19 protein-coding genes are annotated in these 22,352 nt (G+C 72.9%); 14 read left to right on the forward strand and 5 right to left on the reverse strand.

Annotation, left to right across the window (positions count from 1 at the left end):
• Positions 1–109: 109 nt before the first annotated feature.
• The 7 genes from ACZ6ZT_RS17910 to ACZ6ZT_RS17940 all read left to right on the forward strand — a co-directional run bounded on the left by ACZ6ZT_RS17910 (position 110) and on the right by ACZ6ZT_RS17940 (position 8,348).
• Positions 110–1,300: an allantoate amidohydrolase gene (locus ACZ6ZT_RS17910; protein ID WP_469720173.1), complete on the forward strand. Its 1,191-nt coding sequence runs from the start codon at positions 110–112 to the stop codon at positions 1,298–1,300.
• Positions 1,291–2,640: a formimidoylglutamate deiminase gene (locus ACZ6ZT_RS17915; protein ID WP_469720110.1), complete on the forward strand. Its 1,350-nt coding sequence runs from the start codon at positions 1,291–1,293 to the stop codon at positions 2,638–2,640. The genes ACZ6ZT_RS17910 and ACZ6ZT_RS17915 overlap by 10 nt, the downstream gene beginning before the upstream one ends.
• Positions 2,641–2,855: 215 nt before the next feature.
• Complete coding sequence (hutI, locus tag ACZ6ZT_RS17920) at positions 2,856–4,040, forward strand: imidazolonepropionase (RefSeq protein WP_469720111.1); 1,185 nt, start codon at positions 2,856–2,858, stop codon at positions 4,038–4,040.
• Between the two features lie 102 nt (positions 4,041–4,142).
• Positions 4,143–4,832, forward strand: coding sequence for an LPXTG cell wall anchor domain-containing protein (locus ACZ6ZT_RS17925; RefSeq protein WP_469720112.1), 690 nt, complete (start codon positions 4,143–4,145; stop codon positions 4,830–4,832).
• A gap of 17 nt (positions 4,833–4,849) precedes the next feature.
• Positions 4,850–5,833, forward strand: coding sequence for a COG1470 family protein (locus tag ACZ6ZT_RS17930; protein ID WP_469720113.1), 984 nt, complete (start codon positions 4,850–4,852; stop codon positions 5,831–5,833).
• Entirely contained in the window at positions 5,830–6,951 is a 1,122-nt protein-coding gene (locus ACZ6ZT_RS17935; RefSeq protein WP_469720114.1) for a hypothetical protein, read from the forward strand. Before ACZ6ZT_RS17930 ends, ACZ6ZT_RS17935 begins: the two co-directional genes overlap by 4 nt.
• Positions 6,952–6,965: 14 nt before the next feature.
• Positions 6,966–8,348 (forward strand): hypothetical protein, encoded by a 1,383-nt coding sequence (locus ACZ6ZT_RS17940; protein WP_469720115.1) that lies wholly within the window; start codon positions 6,966–6,968, stop codon positions 8,346–8,348.
• Positions 8,349–8,837: 489 nt separating this feature from the next.
• On the opposite strand, the gene ACZ6ZT_RS17945 is transcribed toward ACZ6ZT_RS17940, so the two are convergent.
• Positions 8,838–10,367, reverse strand: a complete 1,530-nt coding sequence (locus ACZ6ZT_RS17945) for a peptide MFS transporter (RefSeq protein ID WP_469720116.1) — start codon at positions 10,365–10,367, stop codon at positions 8,838–8,840.
• 469 nt (positions 10,368–10,836) lie between these two features.
• Between ACZ6ZT_RS17945 and ACZ6ZT_RS17950 the strand changes: the two genes are divergently transcribed.
• Positions 10,837–11,514, forward strand: coding sequence for a response regulator transcription factor (locus tag ACZ6ZT_RS17950; protein ID WP_469720117.1), 678 nt, complete (start codon positions 10,837–10,839; stop codon positions 11,512–11,514).
• A 48-nt stretch (positions 11,515–11,562) separates the two neighbouring features.
• Positions 11,563–12,828 (forward strand): ATP-binding protein, encoded by a 1,266-nt coding sequence (locus ACZ6ZT_RS17955; protein ID WP_469720118.1) that lies wholly within the window; start codon positions 11,563–11,565, stop codon positions 12,826–12,828.
• 61 nt (positions 12,829–12,889) lie between these two features.
• Here ACZ6ZT_RS17955 and ACZ6ZT_RS17960 read toward each other — a convergent pair whose 3' ends face one another.
• Positions 12,890–13,450, reverse strand: a complete 561-nt coding sequence (locus ACZ6ZT_RS17960; RefSeq protein ID WP_469720119.1) for a GtrA family protein — start codon at positions 13,448–13,450, stop codon at positions 12,890–12,892.
• A gap of 208 nt (positions 13,451–13,658) precedes the next feature.
• Between ACZ6ZT_RS17960 and ACZ6ZT_RS17965 the strand changes: the two genes are divergently transcribed.
• The 4 genes from ACZ6ZT_RS17965 (at position 13,659) to ACZ6ZT_RS17980 (ending at position 17,725) form a co-directional block, all read left to right on the forward strand.
• Positions 13,659–14,777, forward strand: coding sequence for a 5-(carboxyamino)imidazole ribonucleotide synthase (locus tag ACZ6ZT_RS17965; protein ID WP_469720174.1), 1,119 nt, complete (start codon positions 13,659–13,661; stop codon positions 14,775–14,777).
• A complete protein-coding gene (gene purE, locus ACZ6ZT_RS17970; RefSeq protein WP_469720120.1) occupies positions 14,774–15,316 on the forward strand; it encodes a 5-(carboxyamino)imidazole ribonucleotide mutase in 543 nt (180 codons plus the stop codon). The genes ACZ6ZT_RS17965 and purE overlap by 4 nt, the downstream gene beginning before the upstream one ends.
• Entirely contained in the window at positions 15,313–16,491 is a 1,179-nt protein-coding gene (locus tag ACZ6ZT_RS17975) for a dipeptidase (protein WP_469720121.1), read from the forward strand. The genes purE and ACZ6ZT_RS17975 overlap by 4 nt, the downstream gene beginning before the upstream one ends.
• A gap of 148 nt (positions 16,492–16,639) precedes the next feature.
• On the forward strand, positions 16,640–17,725 hold the full coding sequence (locus ACZ6ZT_RS17980) for a membrane dipeptidase (protein WP_469720122.1): 1,086 nt from the start codon (positions 16,640–16,642) through the stop codon (positions 17,723–17,725).
• On the opposite strand, the gene ACZ6ZT_RS17985 is transcribed toward ACZ6ZT_RS17980, so the two are convergent.
• Both ACZ6ZT_RS17985 and ACZ6ZT_RS17990 read right to left on the reverse strand, forming a co-directional pair.
• Positions 17,722–19,047 (reverse strand): glycosyltransferase 87 family protein, encoded by a 1,326-nt coding sequence (locus ACZ6ZT_RS17985; RefSeq protein WP_469720123.1) that lies wholly within the window; start codon positions 19,045–19,047, stop codon positions 17,722–17,724. The genes ACZ6ZT_RS17980 and ACZ6ZT_RS17985 overlap by 4 nt on opposite strands.
• A gap of 103 nt (positions 19,048–19,150) precedes the next feature.
• Entirely contained in the window at positions 19,151–20,494 is a 1,344-nt protein-coding gene (locus tag ACZ6ZT_RS17990) for a UDP-glucose dehydrogenase family protein (RefSeq protein WP_469720124.1), read from the reverse strand.
• A 226-nt stretch (positions 20,495–20,720) separates the two neighbouring features.
• Here ACZ6ZT_RS17990 and ACZ6ZT_RS17995 point away from each other — a divergent pair, with 226 nt between their 5' ends.
• Complete coding sequence (locus ACZ6ZT_RS17995) at positions 20,721–21,878, forward strand: acyl-CoA dehydrogenase (protein WP_469720125.1); 1,158 nt, start codon at positions 20,721–20,723, stop codon at positions 21,876–21,878.
• A gap of 282 nt (positions 21,879–22,160) precedes the next feature.
• Here ACZ6ZT_RS17995 and ACZ6ZT_RS18000 read toward each other — a convergent pair whose 3' ends face one another.
• Positions 22,161–22,352, reverse strand: coding sequence for a hypothetical protein (locus ACZ6ZT_RS18000; protein ID WP_469720126.1), 192 nt, complete (start codon positions 22,350–22,352; stop codon positions 22,161–22,163).

The raw sequence follows: 22,352 nt of genomic DNA on the forward strand, positions 1-22,352 counted from the left end.
TTCCGGCTGGTCGGCCGCCCCGGACCCGGCCCCGGGCGCGGCCCCCTCGGGCTCCGGCCCGGCCCCCGCGGCCTCCGCCCCGGCGCCGGGCGGTGCGAGCTTCCACGCCATGTGGGCCGACCTCGCCCCCCTCGGCCGCCACGCCGGCTCCGGCGGCTACCGCCGCTACGCCTGGACCGGCGCCGACGCCGACTGCCGGGCCTGGTTCCGGGCGCAGGCCGAGTCGCGCGGGCTCACGTACGAGAGCGACCGCAACGGCAACCAGTGGGCCTGGCTCGGCGACCCCCTCGCGGGCGACGCCGTCGTCACCGGCTCCCACCTGGACTCCGTCCCCGACGGCGGGGCCTTCGACGGCCCCCTCGGCGTGGTCTCCTCCTTCGCGGCCCTGGACGAACTGCGCGCCCGGGGCGCGGCGTTCACCCGGCCGCTGGCCATCACCAACTTCGGCGACGAGGAAGGCGCCCGCTTCGGGCTGGCCTGCGTCGGCTCCCGGCTCGCCGCCGGACAGCTGACCAAGGAGAAGGCGTACGCCCTGCGCGACGGCGACGGCGTCGGCCTGCCGCAGGCCATGGAGCGGGCCGGTTACGACCCGGAGACCATCGGGGCCGATCCCGAACGCCTCGCCCGTATCGGCGCCTTCGTCGAACTGCACGTCGAACAGGGCCGCGCCCTCGACCTGTCCGGTGACCGGGTCGGCATCGCCTCCGCGATCTGGCCGCACGGCCGCTGGCGCTTCGACTTCCACGGCGAGGCCAACCACGCCGGCACCACCCGCCTGGCCGACCGCCGCGACCCGATGCTCGCCTACGCGGCCACCGTCCTGGCCGCCCGCCGCGAAGCGGCCCTCGCCGGGGCCGTCGCCACCTTCGGGAAGGTCGCCGTCGAGCCCAACGGGGTCAACGCCATCCCCTCGCTCGTCCGCGGCTGGCTCGACTCCCGGGCCGCCGACCAGGCCACCCTCGACACGGTCGTCACCGCCGTCGAGAAGGCCGCCCGCGAACACGCCGAGCGGGACGGCATCGACCTCGACGTCGTACGGGAGTCCTTCACCCCGGTCGTCGAGTTCGCGCACGCCCTGCGCGACGAGATCGACCGGATCCTGGGCGGATCCGTCCCCGTCCTCGGTACCGGAGCGGGACACGACGCCGGAATCCTCTCCGCCGCCGTCCCGACCGCGATGCTGTTCGTACGGAACCCCACCGGCGTCTCCCACTCCCCGCGGGAGTTCGCCGCCGAGGACGACTGCGTGGCCGGCGTCCTCGCCCTCGCCGACGTACTGGAAGGTCTCGCGTGCCGCTGACCGCGCACACAACGTACTGGCTGGAACACGCCTGGCTCGGCACCCATGTCGAGCCGGGCGTCGCCCTGGAGGTGGCCGCCGACGGGCGGATCGCCGCCCTGCGCACCGGGGTGGACGCCCCGCCGCCCGGCGCGGTGGTGCTGCGCGGCCTGACCGTCCCGGGCCTGGCCAACGCCCACTCGCACGCCTTCCACCGGGCGCTGCGCTCCCTCGTCCAGGTGGGCTCGGGCACCTTCTGGACCTGGCGCGAGTTCATGTACCAGGTCGCCCAGAACCTCACCCCGGACACCTACTTCGCGCTCGCGCGGGCCGTGTACGCGGAGATGGCGCTCGCGGGCATCACCAACGTCGGCGAGTTCCACTACGTCCACCACGCCCCCGGCGGCGTCCCGTACGCCGACCCCAACGCGATGGGCGAGGCCCTGATCGAGGCGGCGGCCGAGGCGGGCATCCGCATCACCCTCCTCGACACCGCCTACCTCGCCGCGGGCTTCGGCGAGGCCCCGAACCGGCACCAGCTGCGCTTCTCCGACGGCACCGCCGACGCCTGGGCCGAGCGGGTCGGCGCCCTGAAACCCCGCGAGCACGCCCTGATCGGCGCCGCGATCCACTCCGTACGGGCCGTCCCGGCCGGACAGCTCGCCACCGTGGCCGCCTGGGCGGCGGAGCGGGGGGCGCCGCTGCACGTCCACCTCTCCGAGCAGACGGCGGAGAACGACGCCTGCCAGGCCGCCCACGGCCGGACCCCGACCCAGCTGCTCGCCGACCACGGCGTGCTGGGCCCGCGCACCACCGGCGTGCACAACACGCACCTCACCGACGCCGACATCGCCCTGCTGGGCGCCACCACCACCGGCACCTGCATGTGCCCCACCACCGAACGCGACCTCGCCGACGGCATCGGCCCGGCCGGGCGGCTCCAGCGGGCGGGCAGCCCGCTGTCGCTCGGCAGCGACAGCCACGCGGTGATCGACCTGCTCGAAGAGGCGCGGGCCATGGAGCTCAACGAGCGCCTGCGCAGCCACACCCGGGGGCACTGGACGGCGAACGCCCTGCTCACCGCCGCCACCGCCGACGGGCACGCCGCGCTGGGGCGGCCCGACGCGGGGCGCCTGGAGGCGGGGGCGCTCGCGGACTTCACCACCGTCGCGCTGGACTCGGTCCGCACGGCGGGGCCGCTGCCGAGGCTCGGGGCGGAGACGGCCGTGTTCGCGGCCTCGGCCGCCGACGTCCGCCACACGGTGGTCGGGGGCCGGCACGTGGTCCGCGACGGCGCCCACGCCCTGGTCGGGGACGTCGCGTCGGCCCTTTCCGAGTCCATCGCCGCCGTCCGCAGCTGACGCCGAAATCCCCCACCCCGCCCCTTCCCGAAACCGAGGCTCCGTCCCGGACCCCGTTCCGGGCGCTGCGCGCCCGGTGCGCTCAAACGCCGCGCGGGCTGGATGTGCGCAGCACATTCCAGCCCCGCCGGCGTTTGAGGCGCGGGGGTCTGGGGGCGGAGCCCCCGGTTTCGGGAAGGGGCGGGGTGGGGGAAACGCACCCCCGAGAGGAACCCATGACCACCACCGTCATCACCAACATCGGCAGCCTCGTCACCAACGACCCCACCCACGGCGAAGCCAACGGCACCCCCCTCGGCCTGATCGAGCACGCCGCCGTCGTCCTGGACGGCGACACCATCGCCTGGGCCGGCCCCGCCGACCGGGCCCCCGCCGCCGACTCCGCGTTCGACGCGCAGGGCCGCGCCGTCATCCCCGGCTTCGTCGACTCCCACTCCCACCTCGTCTTCGCCGGCGACCGCACCGCCGAGTTCAACGCCCGCATGTCCGGCCGCGCCTACTCCGCCGGCGGCATCCGCACCACCGTCGCCGCCACCCGCGCCGCCACCGACGCCGAGCTGGAGGCCAACCTCGTCCGCCACCTCGACGAGGCCCGCCGCCAGGGCACCACCACCTTCGAGACCAAGTCCGGCTACGGCCTCACGGTCGCCGACGAGGCCCGCGCCCTGCGCATCGCCGCCGCGCACACCGAGGAGGTCACCTACCTCGGCGCGCACATCGTCTCCCCCGACTACGCCGACGACCCGGCCGGCTACGTCGCCCTCGTCACCGGCGCCATGCTGGAGGCCTGCGCCCCGTACGCCCGCTGGGTGGACGTCTTCTGCGAGAAGGGCGCCTTCGACGGGGACCAGGCCCGTGCCATCCTCACCGCGGGCGCCGCCGCCGGGCTGATCCCGCGCATCCACGCCAACCAGCTCTCGCACGGCCCCGGCGTCCAGCTCGCCGTCGAGCTGGAAGCCGCCTCCGCCGACCACTGCACCCACCTCACGGACGCGGACGTCGACGCCCTGGCCCAGGCGGCCGGCACCACCGTCGCCACCCTGCTGCCCGGCGCCGAGTTCTCCACCCGCGCCCCGTGGCCCGACGCCCGGCGGCTGCTCGACGCGGGCGCCACCGTCGCCCTGTCCACCGACTGCAACCCCGGCTCCTCCTACACCAGTTCGATGCCGTTCTGCGTCGCCCTCGCCGTCCGCGACATGGGCATGACCCCCGACGAAGCCCTGTGGTCGGCCACCGCGGGCGGCGCCGCCGCGCTGCGCCGCACCGATCTGGGCCGCGTCGTCCCCGGGGCCCGCGCGGACCTGGTGCTCCTCGACGCGCCGAGCCACGTCCACCTCGCCTACCGGCCCGGCGTTCCGCTCGTCTCGGCGGTCTGGCAGCGCGGGGTCCGCGCCGTCTGAGGTCCCGCGCACCTTTGTCTTCCCTCCGTAAGGTCCCGGGCGTACCTTGAGCCACCAATCTGATGTGTCGTCAGTAACTTGTGGCCCGAGGGGAAGACGAAGGTGTCCGACCGGAAACGTTCCACCGCGCTCGCGCTGGCCTCCGCACTGGCCGGATCGGCGGTCCTGCTCACGGCCCCCGCCGCCCAGGCCAACGTCGTCGACGTCGAGTACAAGTGCCAGACCCCCATCGGGGACAAGTCGGCGGTCTCGCCCATCGACATCAAGGCCGTCAAGGAGGGCGACGGCTACAAGCTCACGATGTCCTTCCAGAAGGGCGTCTCCTCCAGCCCCATCGAGCTCGGCAAGGGCGCCATGAGCCCCAGCGCCGTCATCCAGGCCGACGGCGCCGAGAAGACCGCCGTCCCGGTCTCCGGCCCGCCCAACTCCGAGGCCGTGCCCGCCAACACCCCCATCAAGATCAGCGACCTGTCGGGCACCTACACCCCGAAGAAGAGCGGCAAGGTCACCTTCACCGCCGGGGTCCTCACCATCAAGGCCATGGGGACCACCACCACCTGCACCCCCGGCAACGGCCCGGGCCCCTCGCTGGAGCTGGAGGTCACCGCGGCCGGCGGCGCCGCCGCCCCGCCGCCCGGCCCCGGCGCGGGCGGCGACACCCTGCCGCAGACCGGACCCGCCGACTCCGCGATCGCCCTCGGCACCCTCGGAGCCACCGTGCTGCTCTCCGGCGCCGCCGGAACGCTCTGGCTGACCCGGCGCGGCGGCCGGGCCCGGCGGAGCCGGTCCTGAACGGAGACGCCCCGTCCATGCGCGTGCTCCGCACCCTCACCCGGCTCGGCGCCGTGCTCCTGGCCGCCGCCGCCCTCCACGGCGCCCCGGCCGCGGCCGCCGACGACCCCGGCTGGAGCGCCGAACCGGCCGCCGGACGTCCCGGCGCCGCGCGCCCGTACTTCTACCTCGCGGGCACCGCCGGAGCCGTACTGGAGGACCGCGTCGCCCTCACCAACACCGGCGACCGGGAAGAGGTCCTCACCCTGCGCGGGGCCGACGCCTACAACACCCCCGACGGCGCCCTCGCGGTCCGCCCCGCCGGGCAGGCCGCCGGGGCCGGGTCCTGGATCGGCTTCGGCGCCGCCGCCACCGTCACCGTCCCGCCCCGCACCCGCGCGGTGGTCCCCTTCACCGTCACCGTGCCGCCCGGCGCCCCGCCCGGCGACCACCCCGCCGCCGTCGTCGCCGCCGGGGCCGGGCACGAGGCGGCCGTACGGGTCCACCTGCGGGTCGGCGGCCCGACGCTCGCCGCGCTCACCGTCGAGGACGTCTCCGTACGCGGCCGGGGCGCGGCCACCACCGTCGGGTACACCCTCGTCAACCGGGGCAACGTCGCCCTCACCCCCGAACTGGCGCTGCGCGCCGAGGGCCACTTCGGCGGGCTCCCCGGCCGGGCCGCCCGCGCCCTGCCCGTGGAGCTGCTGCCCGGTCAGCGGGTCCGGCTGAGCGAGCCCTGGCCAGGCGCGCCCGCCCTCGACCGGGCCGTCCTCACCCTCGCCGTGACCGCCCCGGGCGCCGCCCCGGCCACCGCGCGGGCCTCGGCCTGGTTCCTGCCCGGCGGGGCCGCCTCCCGGACCGGCGCCGCACTGCTCGCGCTCGGGGCCGCCGCCGCGCTGTTCCTCGTACGACGGCGCCGGCACGGCCGGGTGCCGGACGGGGAGCCGTCCGCGGGGCCCCGTACGGCGGCCGGACGGCCCGTACCCGAACCCGAACCCGAGCTGACGGGAGCACCCAGATGACCGGCGCCGGCATCCGCAACGGCCCCCGCGGGCGCGGCCGGGCCGCGGCCCTCCTGGCGGCCCTCGCCGCCCTCTGCCTGGTCCTGTTCCCCGCCCCCGCCCCGGCCGCCGCCGACACCGGCGGAGCCGCCGTGACGCTCTCCCTCACCGAGGCCGCCAAGGGCACCGAGCTCACCGTGGACGGCACCGGCTGGAAGGCCAGGACCCTGGTCATGCTGCTGGTCTGCGGCCAGAACATGATCGGCGGCACCAACAGCTGCGCCAACGCCGACGGGGTGGCCGTCGCGGTCGGCGAGGACGGGCACTTCGGCGCCCGGCTGCCGGTCGTGGCGCCGCCCAAGCCGTGTCCCTGCGTGGTGAACGTGACCTCCGTCAACGGGGACCAGTCCACCGTGGCCGTCCCGCTGAAGATCACCGACCATCCGGTGGCCGACCTGCCCGCGGAATCCGGCACCGGCCGCCTCGCCCTGCTCACCGGGGTCCGCCTCAAGGGCGACGACGGCGTACTGACCTGGTTCGGGGCCCCGCCGAGCCGGAGGTTCACGGCCACCGTCGGCAACCTCGGCCCGGCGCCCGTCAAGGACCCCGTCTTCCAGCTCGGCACCGCCCACGGGGTCTTCGCCCCGCGCTGGGAGGAGGCCCGCTGGAAGGGCACCATCGCACCCGGCGGCAAGGCCGAGATCGCGCTGGACGTGGAACTCCCGGCCGGCGCGCACGGCGACTACACCGTCTCCCTCAAGTACGGGGACACCGTCCTGGCGGCCCAGCCGTGGGGCGTGGACCGCCCGTACGGGGTGCTGCTGTTCTGGGGCCTGCTCCTGGTGGTGATCCCGACGGCCCTCTTCCGGCTCGGCATGGCCGTCGTCGACCGGGTCCGCCCGCGGGCCGCCGTGCCCGGCGGCGCGAACCGCCGCCACGCCGCCACGGCGGTGACGGCCCGGCTGCCGCGCTTCACCACCGTACGGGGACCCGTACCGGAGCCGCCGCCGCCGGGGGGCTCCGGGCCGGCCCTGCCCTGGTTCACCCCGGAACCGGCCCCGGCGCCCGGCCCGCCGCGCCCCCCACAGACATCCGCACCGTCCGAGAACACCGGTCCGACGACGAAGGGACACTCGTGAAGAGCCAACGGAGGGTGAGCGCGGCCGCGGCCGCGCTGCTGCTCAGCGGCGCGGGAATCGCCATGGCGGCCTCGCCCGCCCAGGCCGCCGACGCCACGTACAAGGTCAGGTGCGTACCGCCGGCCGGCGGCGGCGACCCGGTGGAGGGCGAGACCACCGCCAGGATCACGGCGCCCGCCACGGCGAAGGTGGGAGACGAGGTCGACGTGTCCTGGGAGACCGTCAAGCCGGCCTCGAACACCACCGACCTGATGGTGATACCGAAGGACGCGGTCCTGCCCACGGGCTGGATCACGCTCGGCGGGGGCGCGGGCGAGCTGCAGGTGGTCGGGGAGAAGAAGAACCCCGAGATCCCCAAGAAGGCGCCGATGGTCATGTCCGTCATGAAGGGCAAGCTGAAGCTGGCCAAGGCCGGGAAGATCACCCTGACCCCCGGCAGGTACGAGGTCGCGGTCAGCTTCCCCTTCGGCACGTTCGTCACCAAGTGCGGACCGACGGGTGAGGTGAGCGGCGGGGCCACGATCGACGTCTCGGCGGGCAGCACCGGCGGCACGACGACCGGGGGCACGACGACCGGCGGGGCGACGACGGGCGGCGCGACGACGGGCGGCGCGACGACTGGCGGGGCCACCACGGGCGGAGCCACCACCGGCGGCGCGACCACCGGCGGGGCCACCACGGGCGGCGCGACGACCGGGGGCGCGACCACCGGCGGGGCGACCACCGGCGGCAGCGGCGGCCAGACCGACTTCCCGGGCAAGGCCGTCGAGGTCGCGTACGACTGCGGGGCGGTGGTCCCCGGCGGGATCAAGACGCCGGTCACCATCAGCGCCAAGAAGAACGGCGGGAACTACGACCTCACCGTCAAGACCGCCAAGGGCGCGATGGCCGCGCCCATGGCCCTGCCCGCCGGGGCCCTCAAGCCCTCGATGGACGTCAAGCTCGGCGGCGCCGACAGCGGTTCCGTCAAGGTCACCGGCCCGGCCAACGCGGAGCCCATCCCGGACAAGGCGCCGGTCAGCCTCAGCGACATGACCGGCACCTACAAGCCGGGCGCATCGGGCAAGGTGACGCTGAGCCCCGACCAGCTGACGATCGACGTCACGATGGCCCCCGGCTCCACCCCGATCAACGTGCCCTGCAAGGCGGCCAGCAGCGGCGTCTCGCTGGAGCTGGACACCACCGCCCAGCCGGGCGGCACCACCGGCGCCACCACCTCGGGCACCACCACCTCCGGCACCACGGGCGGCAGCGCCGCCTCCGGCGGCCTCGCCGAGACCGGCGCCGAGGACGCGGGCGGCGTCAAGGCCCTCGCCCTCGTCGCCGGCACCGTGATCCTCCTCGGCGCGGCGGTCTTCACCTTCACCCCCTGGCGCCGGCTGCGCGGCAACCGCTGAACGGCGCATGACCCCGGGAAATGAAATCCGATAAAAGCAGCGCGCGCATTCCGTCCGACGGCGGGGTGCGCGCGCCTTTTCGTACCGGGCGCGTGCGGTCGGCCCGCTTGCCGAAAAAGAAGCCCGGTCCGCCGGCGGGCGACTGCCCTTTCCGGTGCTTTTCGCTTTTCTCTCCCTGTTCCCTATTCCGCAAAAGGAGCGGTACCCGCGCAGGGCGTGTCCGTCCTGCCCGCCGGGGCCGCGCTGACGGCCCCGGCCCGGTCCGGCCCGTGCGGCTCCGCACGGCGCGCGCACCCGTACCGGACCGCACGCCATGGCCGGCCGGGGGTTGACACCCTCCCCCGGCGGGTTTTCCACCCGAAATGAAGCGGACTCGATGGCTTGATTTCCGCCGAATTCACCGTACGTTTTCGGCCGCGTCGGAAAAAAGAACGGCCCGGCACACCTTCCGGTGTGCCGGGCCGTTCTCCGCGCGGGGGCGGCGGTGCGTCAGCGCACGTCGCCCATGAGCGTCTTGACCTTCCTGCGGTACATGAACACCGCGACCGCCGCCAGGCAGGCCAGGGTGGCCTCGATCGCCACGGCGCTGGTGCCGTTGAGGTCGATGCCGAACACGGCGGGGTCGGACAGCAGGCTGGTGACGGAGTCGCCGGCGGTGACCGCCAGGAACCAGACACCCATCATCTGCGAGGCGTACTTGGCGGGCGCCATCTTCGTGGTGACCGAGAGGCCGACCGGGGAGATGCACAGCTCGCCGACCGTCTGGATCAGGTAGATGCCGACCAGCCACATCGGGCTGACCTCGTGGCCGTTCGCCGCCAGGGCGATCGGGACCAGGAAGAAGAAGAACGAGACGCCGACGAAGAACAGGCCCGCCGCGAACTTGCCGACCGTGGAGGGCTCGTTGCCCTTGCGGTTCAGCCACAGCCAGATCCAGGCGAAGACCGGGGCCAGCGCCATGATGAAGACCGGGTTCAGGGACTGGTACCAGGACGAGGGGAACTCGAAGCCGAGCAGCGAGCCGGCGGCCTTGGTCTCACCGAAGGACTGGACGGTCGAGGCGCCCTGGTCGTAGATCATCCAGAAGACGGCGGCGGCGACGAAGAACCAGATGTAGCCGGTCATCTTCGACTGCTCGCCGCGGTCGAGGTCCTTGTCCCGCTTGATGCGGATCAGGACACCGGTCGGGACGATCAGGCCGACCAGGGTCAGCGGGATCGTCGCCCACGCCTTGGTGAACATGCCGGCCATGCCGACGGCGGTGTAGAACACGGCCACGATCGCGACCGCGATGGCGATCTTGCGGAGCCAGGAGGCGCGCTCCTCGGCCGACAGCGGCTTGGGGACGACCGAGCTGACCGGGTTGAGGTTCTTGGTGCCCAGCAGGAAGGCCACCAGACCGATGCCCATGCCGACCGCGGCGAGCGCGAAGCCGAGGTGCCAGTTGACCTTCTGGCCGACGGTGCCGATGAGCAGCGGGGCGAAGAAGGCGCCCATGTTGATGCCCATGTAGAAGATCGTGAAGCCGCCGTCACGACGCGGGTCGTTCGCGTCCTTGTACAGCTGGCCGACCATCGTCGAGATGTTGGCCTTCAGCAGACCGGAGCCGATGGCCACCAGCGCGAGACCGAAGAAGAAGGTGCCGCCGCCCGGGAGGGCGAGGACGATGTGGCCGGACATGATCGTCACGGCCGCGATGGTCACGGTCTTGCGGGGGCCCCACACGCGGTCGCCCAGCCAGCCGCCGGGCATGGCGAGGAGGTAGACCATGGAGACGTAGATGGAGAACACGGTGATCGCCGTGCCCTCGTCCATCCCGATACCGCCGGCCAGGCTGCCCTTCTTGGCGTCCGGGCCACCCGAGAGCAGGTAGACGAGGAGAAGGGCCTTCATGCCGTAGAAGCTGAACCGCTCCCACATCTCGGTCATGAACAGAGTGGCCAGGCCACGGGGGTGGCCGAAGAAGGTCTTCTCGGTGGACGGAGTCGCCGCCGAGTCCTTCGTCAGGCTGGAAGCCATGGTCGATCCTTGCTTGCTCGGGACGCTCGGCTTCGTGAGCTGTGCAGCGCCCGGTGGGGGGTGGCCGGCACCGGCAGACGGGTGTCCCACCCCACGCCCGGGGGTCTCGGCTCCGGTCGGGGAGACGAAGGGACAGCAGTCACCGGGATCCACGCCCCGTACGCACTTCGCGTTCGGGGCCCGGCCCACAGGTCATTCACTGTCATCTGGGCCGGCTGCGACCGACCAGAGCAGAATTTGAGGTCTTTGGCTCGCTTTTCGGCACAAAGATCCCCTGGGTAGTGCATCAGGCGTCTCGCCACCATACGACAGGACACTGCGGCATATGGAAGGACTTGAGATATGGATCACAGGATTCCGGGGAACCGTTTCACCATATTCGAAGGCCGTTAGTAGTTCATAAGCCCAGATAGAGAGGGGTTCGCGGGCACGCGCCTCCTTCGACCCGCCGCGGACTACCATCACCCACATGACGCGTGTACTGCTCGCCGAGGACGACGCATCCATCTCGGAACCCCTGGCCCGTGCCCTGCGCCGGGAGGGCTACGAGGTCGAGGTCCGGGAAGACGGCCCCACCGCCCTGGAAGCCGGACTGCAGGGCGGCGTCGACCTCGTCGTCCTGGACCTGGGACTGCCCGGCATGGACGGCCTGGAGGTGGCCCGGCGACTGCGCGCCGAGGGCCACGGCTTCCCGATCCTGGTGCTCACCGCCCGGGCCGACGAGGTCGACACGGTCGTCGGCCTCGACGCCGGCGCCGACGACTACGTGACCAAGCCCTTCCGGCTGGCCGAACTGCTGGCCCGCGTGCGGGCCCTGCTGCGGCGCGGCGCCAACGAGGCGGGCCAGACCCCCGCCACGCACGGCGTCCGCATCGACGTCGAGTCGCACCGCGCCTGGATGGGGGAGGAGGAGCTCCAGCTCACCGCCAAGGAGTTCGACCTGCTGCGCGTCCTGGTCCGCGACGCGGGCCGGGTCGTCACCCGCGACCAGTTGATGCGCGAGGTCTGGGACACCACCTGGTGGTCCTCCACCAAGACCCTGGACATGCACATCTCCTGGCTGCGCAAGAAGCTGGGCGACGACGCCGCGAACCCCCGCTACATCGCCACCGTCCGGGGCGTCGGGTTCCGCTTCGAGAAGAGCTGAGCGGGAGCCGGGCCGGTACGACCCGTCCGCTAGGGCATCCTCTTAGCCATGCGCCGCCGCCTGATCAACTCCACGCTCGCCGTGGTGCTCGTCGTGATCGCCGTGTTCGGGGTCTCCCTCGTCATCGTGGAGACCCGGACCATCACCAGCAGCGCCCAGGACCGCATCGGGTCCGAGGCGCTGCGGCTGCTGGGCATCGTCGAGGCGGACGTGCTGGAGAACAAACCGGTCGACGCCTCCGCGCTCGCCGAGCAGCTCGACGTGGGCTCGTACGCCCGCATCGCCGTCCCGGGCCGGCCGGTCGTCGAGGTCGGCGACCGGATCCCCGACAGCGTCATCCGGGGCAGCGCCCGCGGGGAGCAGGGCGAGTCCGTGACCGTGGAGGAGTCCCGCTCCACCGTCACCCGGGAGGTCGGGCGCACCCTCGCGGTGGTCGGCGCGGTGGCGCTGCTGGCGGTCGTGGCGGCCGTCCTGCTCGCCGTACGGCAGGCCAACCGGCTCGCCTCCCCGCTCACCGACCTCGCCGAGACGGCCGAGCGGCTGGGCTCCGGCGACCCCCGGCCCCGGCACAAGCGCTACGGGGTCCCCGAGCTGGACCGGGTCGCCGACGTGCTCGACTCCAGCGCCGAACGGATCGCCCGGATGCTCACCGCCGAGCGCCGGCTCGCCGCGGACGCCTCCCACCAGCTGCGGACCCCGCTGACGGCGCTGTCGATGCGGCTGGAGGAGATCACCGTCACCGAGGACCTGGAGACCGTACGGGAGGAGGCGACCATCGCCCTCACCCAGGTGGAGCGGCTCACGGACGTGGTCGAGCGGCTGCTGACGAACTCGCGGGACCCGCGGACCGGCTCGGCGGTCCCCTTCGACCTGGACGAGGTCGTCAAACAGCAGGTGGAGGAGTGGCGGCCGGCCTACCGCAGCGCCGGGCGGGCCATCGTGCGCTCCGGGAAGACGGGGATGCGGGCCGTCGGCACCCCGGGGGCGGTCTCCCAGGTCCTGGCGACCCTCGTGGAGAACGCGCTGATGCACGGGGGCGGCACGGTCGCGCTGCGCACCCGGGTGACCGGCAACCAGGCCGTCCTGGAGGTCACGGACGAGGGTCCCGGCGTCCCCCCGGACCTCGGCAACCGGATCTTCGAGCGGGCCATCAGCGGCCGCAACTCCACCGGGATCGGCCTCGCCGTCGCCCGGGACCTCGCGGAGGCGGACGGCGGCCGCCTGGAGCTGCTCCAGAGCCAGCCGCCGGTGTTCGCGCTGTTCCTCAGCCGGACCGCGCCGGCCCGCCCGGAGCCGGCCCAGACGGTGCGCTAGCGGGGCCCGGGGGCGGTCGGCGTACGTACGTCGCTCACTTCTGCTGCGCCTTCCGCTTCGTCTACTGCGCGGCCGGGGCCACGGCGGGAGCGGCGGCCGGGGTCACGGCGGAAGCCACCGGGGTCACGGCGGGCACGTCCAGGCCGTCACGCTGCTCGACGACCAGTGAGGGCGCGGCGGGCGTGGGCAGGGCCTGGAAGACCCAGGTCCGGTAGGACCAGAAGCGGAAGACGGTGGCCACGGCCATGCCGAGGAACTTGAAGACGTTGTTCTGCAGCGAGCTGTCCCAGCCGAAGCCGTACGTGGCGACGTAGAGCACGCCGCTCTCGATGACCATGCCGATCAGGCTGAACAGGACGAAGAGGATCATCTCGCGACGGCGGCCCCCCAGGTCGCGGTCGCGGTAGGTGAAGTAACGGAAGCCGACGTAGTTGGTGACGATGGCCACCACGATGGCTATGACGTTCGCGCGCACGGTCTGGAGGTCGGTCGTGCTCCGGAGCAGGTTGAACACGCCGAAGTTGACCAGGACGCCCAGCCCGCCCACCGCGCCGAACTTGACCGCCTCCCGGGCGAGACCGCGGAAGCGCTCGGACAGCGGTGCTGCTTTCGGCGTACTCATGTGATCCTTCAGTCCCTGTCCGTCGTCGCCGCCCCGGCTGGAGCGTCACTCGGTTTCACCAACCCCGCCATGGTAAGTGTCGCCCCCGGGCTCCGTACGCGCCTCGGCGCCCCGTGCGACGCACGGCACACGGGTATGCGCCAGGGTCCCGTCCGGATGGCGGAATACCGGCGGATACCCTGGAGAGGTGACGTTCCCGGTAGTCGGCATGGTCGGCGGCGGACAGCTCGCCCGCATGACCCACGAGGCGGGCATCCCCCTCGGCATCAGATTCAAGATCCTCAGTGACACCCCACAGGACTCGGCGGCCCAGGTCGTGAGCGATGTCGTCATCGGCGACTATCGCGACCTGGAGACACTGCGCGCCTTCGCGCGCGGCTGCGACGTGATCACCTTCGATCACGAGCACGTGCCCACCGAACACCTCCGGGCCCTGGAAGCGGACGGCATTCCCGTCCGCCCGGGGCCCGACGCGTTGGTGCACGCCCAGGACAAGGGGGTGATGCGCGCCCGCCTCGACGAGATCGGCGCGCCCAGCCCCCGCCACCGGATCGTGAGCGATCCGGCGGACGTGGCGGCCTTCGCGGACGAGGTCGGCGGCTTCCCCGTCATCCTCAAGACGGTGCGCGGCGGGTACGACGGCAAGGGCGTGTGGTTCGTCCGCACGCCCGAGGACGCGGAGGCCCCCTTCAAGGCGGGCGTCCCGGTCCTCGCGGAGGAGAAGGTCGAGTACGCCCGCGAGCTCGCGGCGAACATCGTCCGCTCCCCGCACGGCCAGGCCGTCGCCTACCCCGTGGTGGAGTCCATCCAGGTGGACGGCGTGTGCGACACGGTGATCGCGCCCGCCCCGAACCTCTCGGAGGAGCTGGCCGGCGAGGCCCAGACCCTCGCCCTGCGCATCGCGCGGGAACTCGGCGTGACCGGCCACCTGGCCGTGGAGCTGTTCGAGACCACCGACGGCCGCATCCTCGTCAACGAACTGGCCATGCGCCCGCACAACAGCGGGCACTGGACCCAGGACGGGGCCATCACCTCGCAGTTCGCCAACCACGTCCGCGCGGTCCTGGACCTCCCCCTGGGCGACCCCCGCCCCCGGGCCCGCTGGACCGTCATGGCCAACGTCCTCGGCGGGGACTACCCCGACATGTACGCGGCGTACCTGCACTGCATGGCCCACGACCCGCAGCTGAAGATCCACATGTACGGCAAGGACGTGAAACAGGGCCGCAAGGTCGGCCACGTCAACACCTACGGCGACGATCTGGACGATGTGCTGGAGCGCGCACGTCACGCAGCCGGCTACCTCAGAGGAACGATCACCGCATGAGCACTTCGTCCGCGTCCGCCGGCCCCGTCATCGGCATCGTCATGGGGTCCGACTCCGACTGGCCGGTCATGGAGGCCGCCGCGCAGGCGCTCGACGAGTTCGAGATCCCCTACGAGGTCGACGTCGTCTCCGCCCACCGGATGCCGCGCGAGATGATCGCGTACGGCGAGCAGGCCGCCGGCCGCGGCCTGAAAGCGGTCATCGCGGGCGCGGGCGGCGCCGCCCACCTGCCCGGGATGCTCGCGTCGGTCACCCCGCTGCCGGTCATCGGGGTGCCGGTGCCGCTGAAGTACCTCGACGGCATGGACTCGCTGCTGTCGATCGTCCAGATGCCCGCCGGGGTTCCCGTCGCCACCGTCTCGGTCGCCGGGGCGCGCAACGCGGGCCTGCTGGCCGTACGGATGCTGGCCGCGCACGACCCGGAGCTGCTGGCTCGGATGCGGGACTTCCAGCAGGAGCTCAACGACCAGGCCACCGAGAAGGGCAGGCGGCTGCGGGCCAAGGCCGCCGGCGCGGAGTCCTTCGGGTTCGCCAAGTGAGCGCGGCCGACCGCCTGGCCCAGGCGCGCGAACTGCTCGCCGAGCACCCGGTCGTCGACGGCCACAACGACCTGCCCTGGGCGCTGCGCAGCCAGGTCCGCTACGACCTGGACCGGCGCGACATCGGCGCCGACCAGTCCGCGTACCTGCACACCGACCTCCCCCGGCTGCGCGCCGGCGGGGTCGGCGCGCAGTTCTGGTCCGTCTACGTACGGTCCGACTACGCGGGGGACGAGGCGGTCAGCGCCACCCTGGAGCAGATCGACGCGGTCGGCCAGCTGACCGACCGCTACCCGGACACGCTGGTGCGGGCGCTGACGGCCGACGACATGGAGGCGGCCCGCGCCGAGGGGCGGATCGCCTCGCTGATGGGGGCCGAGGGCGGCCACTCCATCAACAACTCGCTCGCCACCCTGCGCGCCCTGCACCGGCTCGGCGTGCGGTACATGACGCTCACCCACAACGACACCATCGACTGGGCGGACTCGGCGACCGACGCGCCCCGCCACGGCGGGCTCACGGACTTCGGCCGCGAGGTCGTCCGCGAGATGAACCGGGTCGGGATGCTGGTGGACCTCTCGCACGTCGCCGAGACGACGATGCGCGACGCGCTCGCCGTCACGGCGGCGCCGGTGATCTTCTCGCACTCCTCGGCGCGGGCGGTCTGCGACCACCCGCGCAACGTCCCGGACGGCGTGCTGGAGCTGCTGGCGGCCAACGGCGGGGTGGCCATGGCCACCTTCGTGCCGAAGTTCATCCTCCCGGCGGCCGTCGAGTGGACGGCGGCGGCGGACGAGAACCTGCGCGCCCACGGCTTCCACCACCTCGACACCTCACCCGAGGCGATGGCCCTGCATCGGGCCTTCGAGGAGGCCAGGCCCCGTCCGGTGGCCACGGCCGCCACGGTCGCCGACCACCTGGACCACATGCGCGAGGTGGCGGGCGCCGACCACATCGGCATCGGCGGGGACTACGACGGCACCGCCTTCACCCCGTCCGGGCTGGACGACGTCGCCGGCTACCCGAACCTGATCGCGGAGCTCCTCGGCCGCGGTTGGTCCAGGGCCGACCTGACGAAGCTCACCTGGTCGAACGCGGTACGCGCGCTGCGCGACGCCGAATCGGTGTCCCGCACCCTCTCGGCGGCCCGCCCGCCGTCCAACGCCACGCCGTAACCTCCGGCGGGCCCGGCTCCGGGGCCCCCGCCCGGGCCCCGGCCGGGGCGGGGGCCACCCGAACGGTCCGCTCGCCGGGCGGTCGGCGTGTCCGGCGTGTCACGGTGGCAGCACTCTCCCTGCTGCCGCCGAGACCGGAGCGAACGCCATGGCCGACCTGCAGGACGACCCGCACGACGCGGCCCCCGCCCTCCCCGGCGGCCCCGGCTCCGCGGGGGCCCCGGGCACACCCGCCCCCGCGGCGGCCTGCGCCCTGGACCGGGCCGGCGCGCTGCTCGCCGCCCACCCCGTGGCCGACGGCTGCAACACCCTCGTCTGGACCCTGCGCCAGAGCCCGTACCACGACATCGACACCCCGGACCGGGGCGTGGACACCGACATCCCCCGGCTGCGGACCGGCGGGGTGGGGGCCCAGTTCTGGTCGCTGCTCGTCCCCCCGGGCGAGCCGGGCCGGACGCCGGACCAGGTGGTCTCCGACACCCTCGAACAGATCGACGCCGCGCTCGCCCTGATACGCCGCTACCCCGACGCCCTGAGCCTCGCGCTGTGCGCCGACGACATGGCGGACGCCCGCAACCGGGGCCGGATCGCCTCGTTCCTGGGTCCCGCGCCGGGGCCGGCGCTGACCGGCGGGCTGGGCACGCTGCGGGCCTTCCACGCCCTGGGCGTACGCATCCTCGCGCCCGCGGGGGCGCCCTGGGCGCAGGAGGGGCTGACGGTCTTCGGCCACGAGGTGGTCAAGGAGATGAACCGGCTCGCGATGCTGGTGGACCTGACGGGGTGCCCCCCGGTGGTGGCCCGTCAGCTCGCGGGCGCCTCGAAGGCACCGGTGATCGTCTCGAACACGGGGGCGGCGGCGCTCAACCCGCACCCGGACAACGTCGGCGACGACGTGCTCCTCGCGCTGCGGGCGGCGAACGGCCTGGCGATGGTCACCTTCGACACCGCGCGGACCGGGGACTCCCTGCACGCGGTGGCGGACCACCTCGACCACGTACGGGCCCTCGCGGGTCCGCAGTGCGTGGGACTGGGGGCCGGCTTCGGCGCCGAGGGGGGCGTGCCCCGCCCGGCCGGGCTCACCGATCCCTCCGGCTATCCGAAGCTCCTCGCGGAACTGCTGGAGCGGGGCTGGCCGGAGTCCGATCTGGCCCTGCTCACCTGGGGCAACGCCCAGCGGGTGCTGCGCGACGCGGAGTTCACGGCCCGCGCCGCCCAGCACCGTAAGACGTCCTAGCGGGACGCGGCCGCCTCGGCGGCCGGGACCTGCGCGGCCGGCTCGCCCTTGGGCAGCACGGTCGCCTTCCACAGCCGCAGGCCGGACCACACGGTCGCGTACAGCAGCAGGCCGTTGCGCCCGCACAGCAGGATCGTGCCGAGCGTGGAGTTGGTCAGGATGTCCGAGCCGTACCAGACCGGGAAGATCAGCGTGGTGAGCGCGGTCGCGGCCACCAGCAGCCAGGCGACGGGACGCTGGGTGGTGTGCCGGGACGTCAGGCAGACCGCGGCGAGGCCGAGCAGCCAGATCATGTACTGCGGGCTGATGACGCGGCTGGTGACGGTGAACACCATGATGGCGCAGAGCGCCGCGTCGAACGGCGTCGCGGTCGACCAGCGGTTGGCCTTCACGCGCCACAGCAGGAGCAGCAGGAAGCCGATCACGGTGAGCCCGAGAGAGGCCCGCGCGATGCTGGAGACGTACGGGCCGACGTACTCGAAGGCCCCGTACTGGAAGTTGATCTTGCCGGGCCACAGGTGCACCAGCCGCGCCGCCATCAGCGCGCTGCCCCCGAGGGACTCGACCTGCACGCCGCGGTCGCCCTGGTTGCCCAGGAAGCCGAGGGTGTCGCGGAACAGCGCGGCGAAGACGGCGAGCAGCGCGACGCAGGACAGCGCGGCGGCGATGACCGCCTCGCGCGTCGACTTGCCGCGCGGGGTGCCGAGCAGGGTGAGCAGCGGCCACACCTTCACCATCGCGCCGATGCCGGCGATGACCCCGCCGAGCCTCGGGCGGTAGCGCAGGCACAGCAGGGAGGCGACGGCGAGCAGGGTGACCTGGACGTCGTAGCGGGCGAACGGGGTCGCCATCAGCATCGGCAGCGTCACGAGCCACAGCGCGGCGCCGGCCATGCTGCCGTCGTTGCGGCGGGCCGCGCGCATCAGGCCGACGAGGATCACACCGTCGCAGAGCACCGTCAGGGCGACGAAGGCCTGGAAGTAGGAGAGGAAGGGCAGCAGATCGGGCGAGAGGAAGATCGCCGCGGCCGCCGGCGGGTACTGCCACATGATGTCGTTGTGCGGCATCGTCCACGTGACGAGGACGTTGTACCAGTTGTGGTAGGTCGCGGTGATCTCGACTCGTACGACGTTCGAACTGTAGAAGTCGTTGACGAGCATCCAGAGCATCGCGGCCCGACTGGCCAGCCAGAAGCCCGCGATGCCCAGAAGGGCGCCGCGTCCTCGCATGGCTGCTTCGAAGGATCCCCGCCGGTCACGCGTGGCGGGCGCCGCCGTCGCAGATGCGGTGGGGTTGGTCGGAGGGCTGCTGGTCGTGGTCATCGGCGCGAAGTCTACCCAGTCATTTATTCCACTTACTTGACGGCGCCCCAACAAAAGGGTTACGGAGAACCGCCCCGGCGGCCCCACGCGTCCCCCAACTCCCTTACGCGTGCGGGCGCCCCATCGCCCGGTACGTCCAGCCCGCCGCCCGCCACCGCAGGGGGTCCAGCGCGTTCCGGCCGTCGAGGACGAGCCGGTCGGCGACGGCCTCACCGAGGACCGCCGGGTCGAGGTCGCGGAACTCGCGCCACTCGGTGAGGTGCAGGACGACCTCGGCGCCGTGGGCCGCCTCCAGCGCGGAGCCGGCGTAGCCGAGGGTCGGGAAGACGCGGCGGGCGTTGTCCATGCCCTTGGGGTCGTAGACGGTGACCTGGCCGCCCTGGAGGTGGATCTGCCCGGCGACGTTCAGGGCGGGGGAGTCGCGGACGTCGTCGGAGTCCGGCTTGAAGGTGGCGCCGAGGACGGCGACCCGCTTGCCGAGGAAGGAGCCGCCGACCGCCTCGCGGGCCAGCTCCACCATGTGGCCGCGGCGGCGCATGTTGATGGAGTCGACCTCCCGCAGGAAGGTCAGCGCCTGATCGGCGCCCAGCTCGCCGGCCCGCGCCATGAACGCGCGGATGTCCTTGGGCAGGCAGCCGCCGCCGAAGCCGATCCCGGCCCGCAGGAACTTCGCGCCGATCCGCTCGTCGTGGCCGATGGCCTCGGCCAGCTTGACCACGTCACCGCCGGCGGCCTCGCACACCTCCGCCATCGCGTTGATGAAGGAGATCTTGGTGGCGAGGAAGGAGTTCGCGGCCGTCTTCACCAGCTCGGCGGTGGGGAAGTCGGTGACCACCAGCGGGGTGCCCTCCGCCATCGGCGTCGCGTACACCTCGCGCAGCACCTTCTCGGCGCGCTCGCCCTCGACGCCGATCACGATCCGGTCGGGGTGCAGGGTGTCCTGCACCGCGAAGCCCTCCCGCAGGAACTCCGGGTTCCAGGCCAGCTCCACGTCCGCGCCCGCCGGGGCCAGCTCCGCGAGCATCGCCGCGAGCCGGACCGCCGAGCCCACCGGCACGGTGGACTTGCCGACCACCAGGACCGGCCGGGTCAGGTGCGGGGCCAGCGAGGTGATCGCGGAATCGACGTACGACATGTCACAGGCGTACTCGCCGTGCTTCTGCGGAGTGTTCACGCAGATGAAGTGGACGTCGCCGAACGCGCCGGCCTCCTCCCAGGAGGTGGTGAACCGCAGCCGCCCGGTGGAACCCGGCAACCCGGCCACGTGCGCGGCGAGCAGCTCCTCCAGGCCGGGCTCGTACATGGGGACCCGGCCCGCGGCCAGCATCTCGATCTTCTCCGGGACCACGTCCAGTCCCAGCACCTCGAAGCCCAGCTCGGCCATCGCGGCGGCGTGCGTCGCGCCGAGGTAGCCGGTGCCGATCACAGTGATCTTGAGGGGGGCCATGAGTGCTCCAGAGGTGCGGGGCCGTTTGCGGCCACCGAGCATAGTCGGGCCCCTGGCGGGGGACGTTCTCCGGCGGAGTCCCGGCTGTCACGCAGCTCACGTACGCCGTCCATGTCGCAGCCCGGTGACCGGCACTAGGCTTTGGGTTACTTAACGGTAGTTAGCATCAGGCAACGCATACGCATGGCGCTCCGGCGGCACGCGTCACCTTGGGGAGTGAGAGATCTTGGCGGGTTCTGCCGACTTCGACCTGTACCGCCCGGCCGAGGAGCACGACATGCTCCGCGAGTCCGTCCGCTCGCTCGCCGAGGCGAAGATCATGCCGTTCGCGGCCGCGGTCGACGAGGAGTCCCGCTTCCCGCAGGAGGCCCTCGACGCCCTGGTCGCCAGCGACCTGCACGCCGTCCACGTACCCGAGACCTACGGCGGCGCCGGCGCGGACGCCCTCGCCACCGTCATCGTGATCGAGGAGGTGGCCCGCGTCTGCGCCTCCTCCTCCCTCATCCCGGCCGTCAACAAGCTCGGCTCGCTCCCGGTGATCCTCTCCGGGTCCGAGGAGCTGAAGGCCAAGTACCTCGGCCCGCTGGCCAAGGGCGACGCGATGTTCTCGTACGCGCTCTCCGAGCCGGACGCGGGCTCCGACGCCGCCGGCATGAAGACCCGCGCCGTGCGCGACGGGGACTTCTGGGTGCTCAACGGCGTCAAGCGCTGGATCACCAACGCCGGTGTCTCCGACTACTACACGGTCATGGCCGTCACCGACCCCTCGAAGCGCTCCAAGGGCATCTCGGCCTTCGTCGTCGAGAAGTCGGACGAGGGCGTCTCCTTCGGCGCCCCGGAGAAGAAGCTCGGCATCAAGGGCTCCCCGACGCGCGAGGTCTACCTCGACAACGTCCGCATCCCCGCCGACCGCATGATCGGCGCCGAGGGCACCGGCTTCGCCACCGCGATGAAGACCCTCGACCACACCCGCATCACCATCGCCGCCCAGGCCCTCGGCATCGCCCAGGGCGCCCTGGACTACGCCAAGGGCTACGTCCAGGAGCGCAAGCAGTTCGGCAAGCCGATCGGCGACTTCCAGGGTGTGCAGTTCATGCTCGCGGACATGGCCATGAAGATCGAGGCCGCCCGCCAGCTGACGTACTCGGCCGCCGCCAAGTCGGAGCGCGTCGACTCCGACCTCACCTTCTTCGGCGCTGCGGCCAAGTGCTTCGCCTCCGACGTCGCGATGGAGGTCACCACCGACGCCGTCCAGCTCCTCGGCGGCTACGGCTACACGCGCGACTACCCGGTCGAGCGCATGATGCGCGACGCGAAGATCACGCAGATCTACGAAGGCACGAACCAGGTCCAGCGCATCGTCATGGCGCGCAACCTGCCGTAGCCCGCCGCCGACCAGGCCGACCGCAACCGGAAATCCCCCGCACCCTCGCCGAGTGCGGGGGATTTTCGCGGTCCCGGGGTTTCGGGACGGGCTGCGATGACCTCGGGGGCGGCCTGGGCGCTGGACGAGGGGAAGCGGACATGAGTGGGCTCTTCGTCTTCCGTCAGGTCAGACCGTGTACCTCTCGTGCGGGACGGCGCGTTCGAACGCAGCTGAGGCCAGTCGGGCCACTACGGGTGAGCGGTCGCTCCCGGATAGCGCGAGGGCAACAAGACCGGCCGCTCAGAGCAGGTGGTCCGCCTTGCCCGCCTTGATGTCGCGGATCAGCTGGCGGAGGGCGTCGCCGGTGTCGGTGAGGTACGTGTCCTCCTGGCCGGCGATGGCGATGTAGCTGCTCCCGTTCGCGTCCGTGCCGAAGCGGTAGCAGTTGTTGCCTTCGGCGCAGAAGGCGTCTTCCCATGCGATGTCGGCCAT

Source organism: Streptomyces sp. NPDC102258, assembly GCF_055584685.1.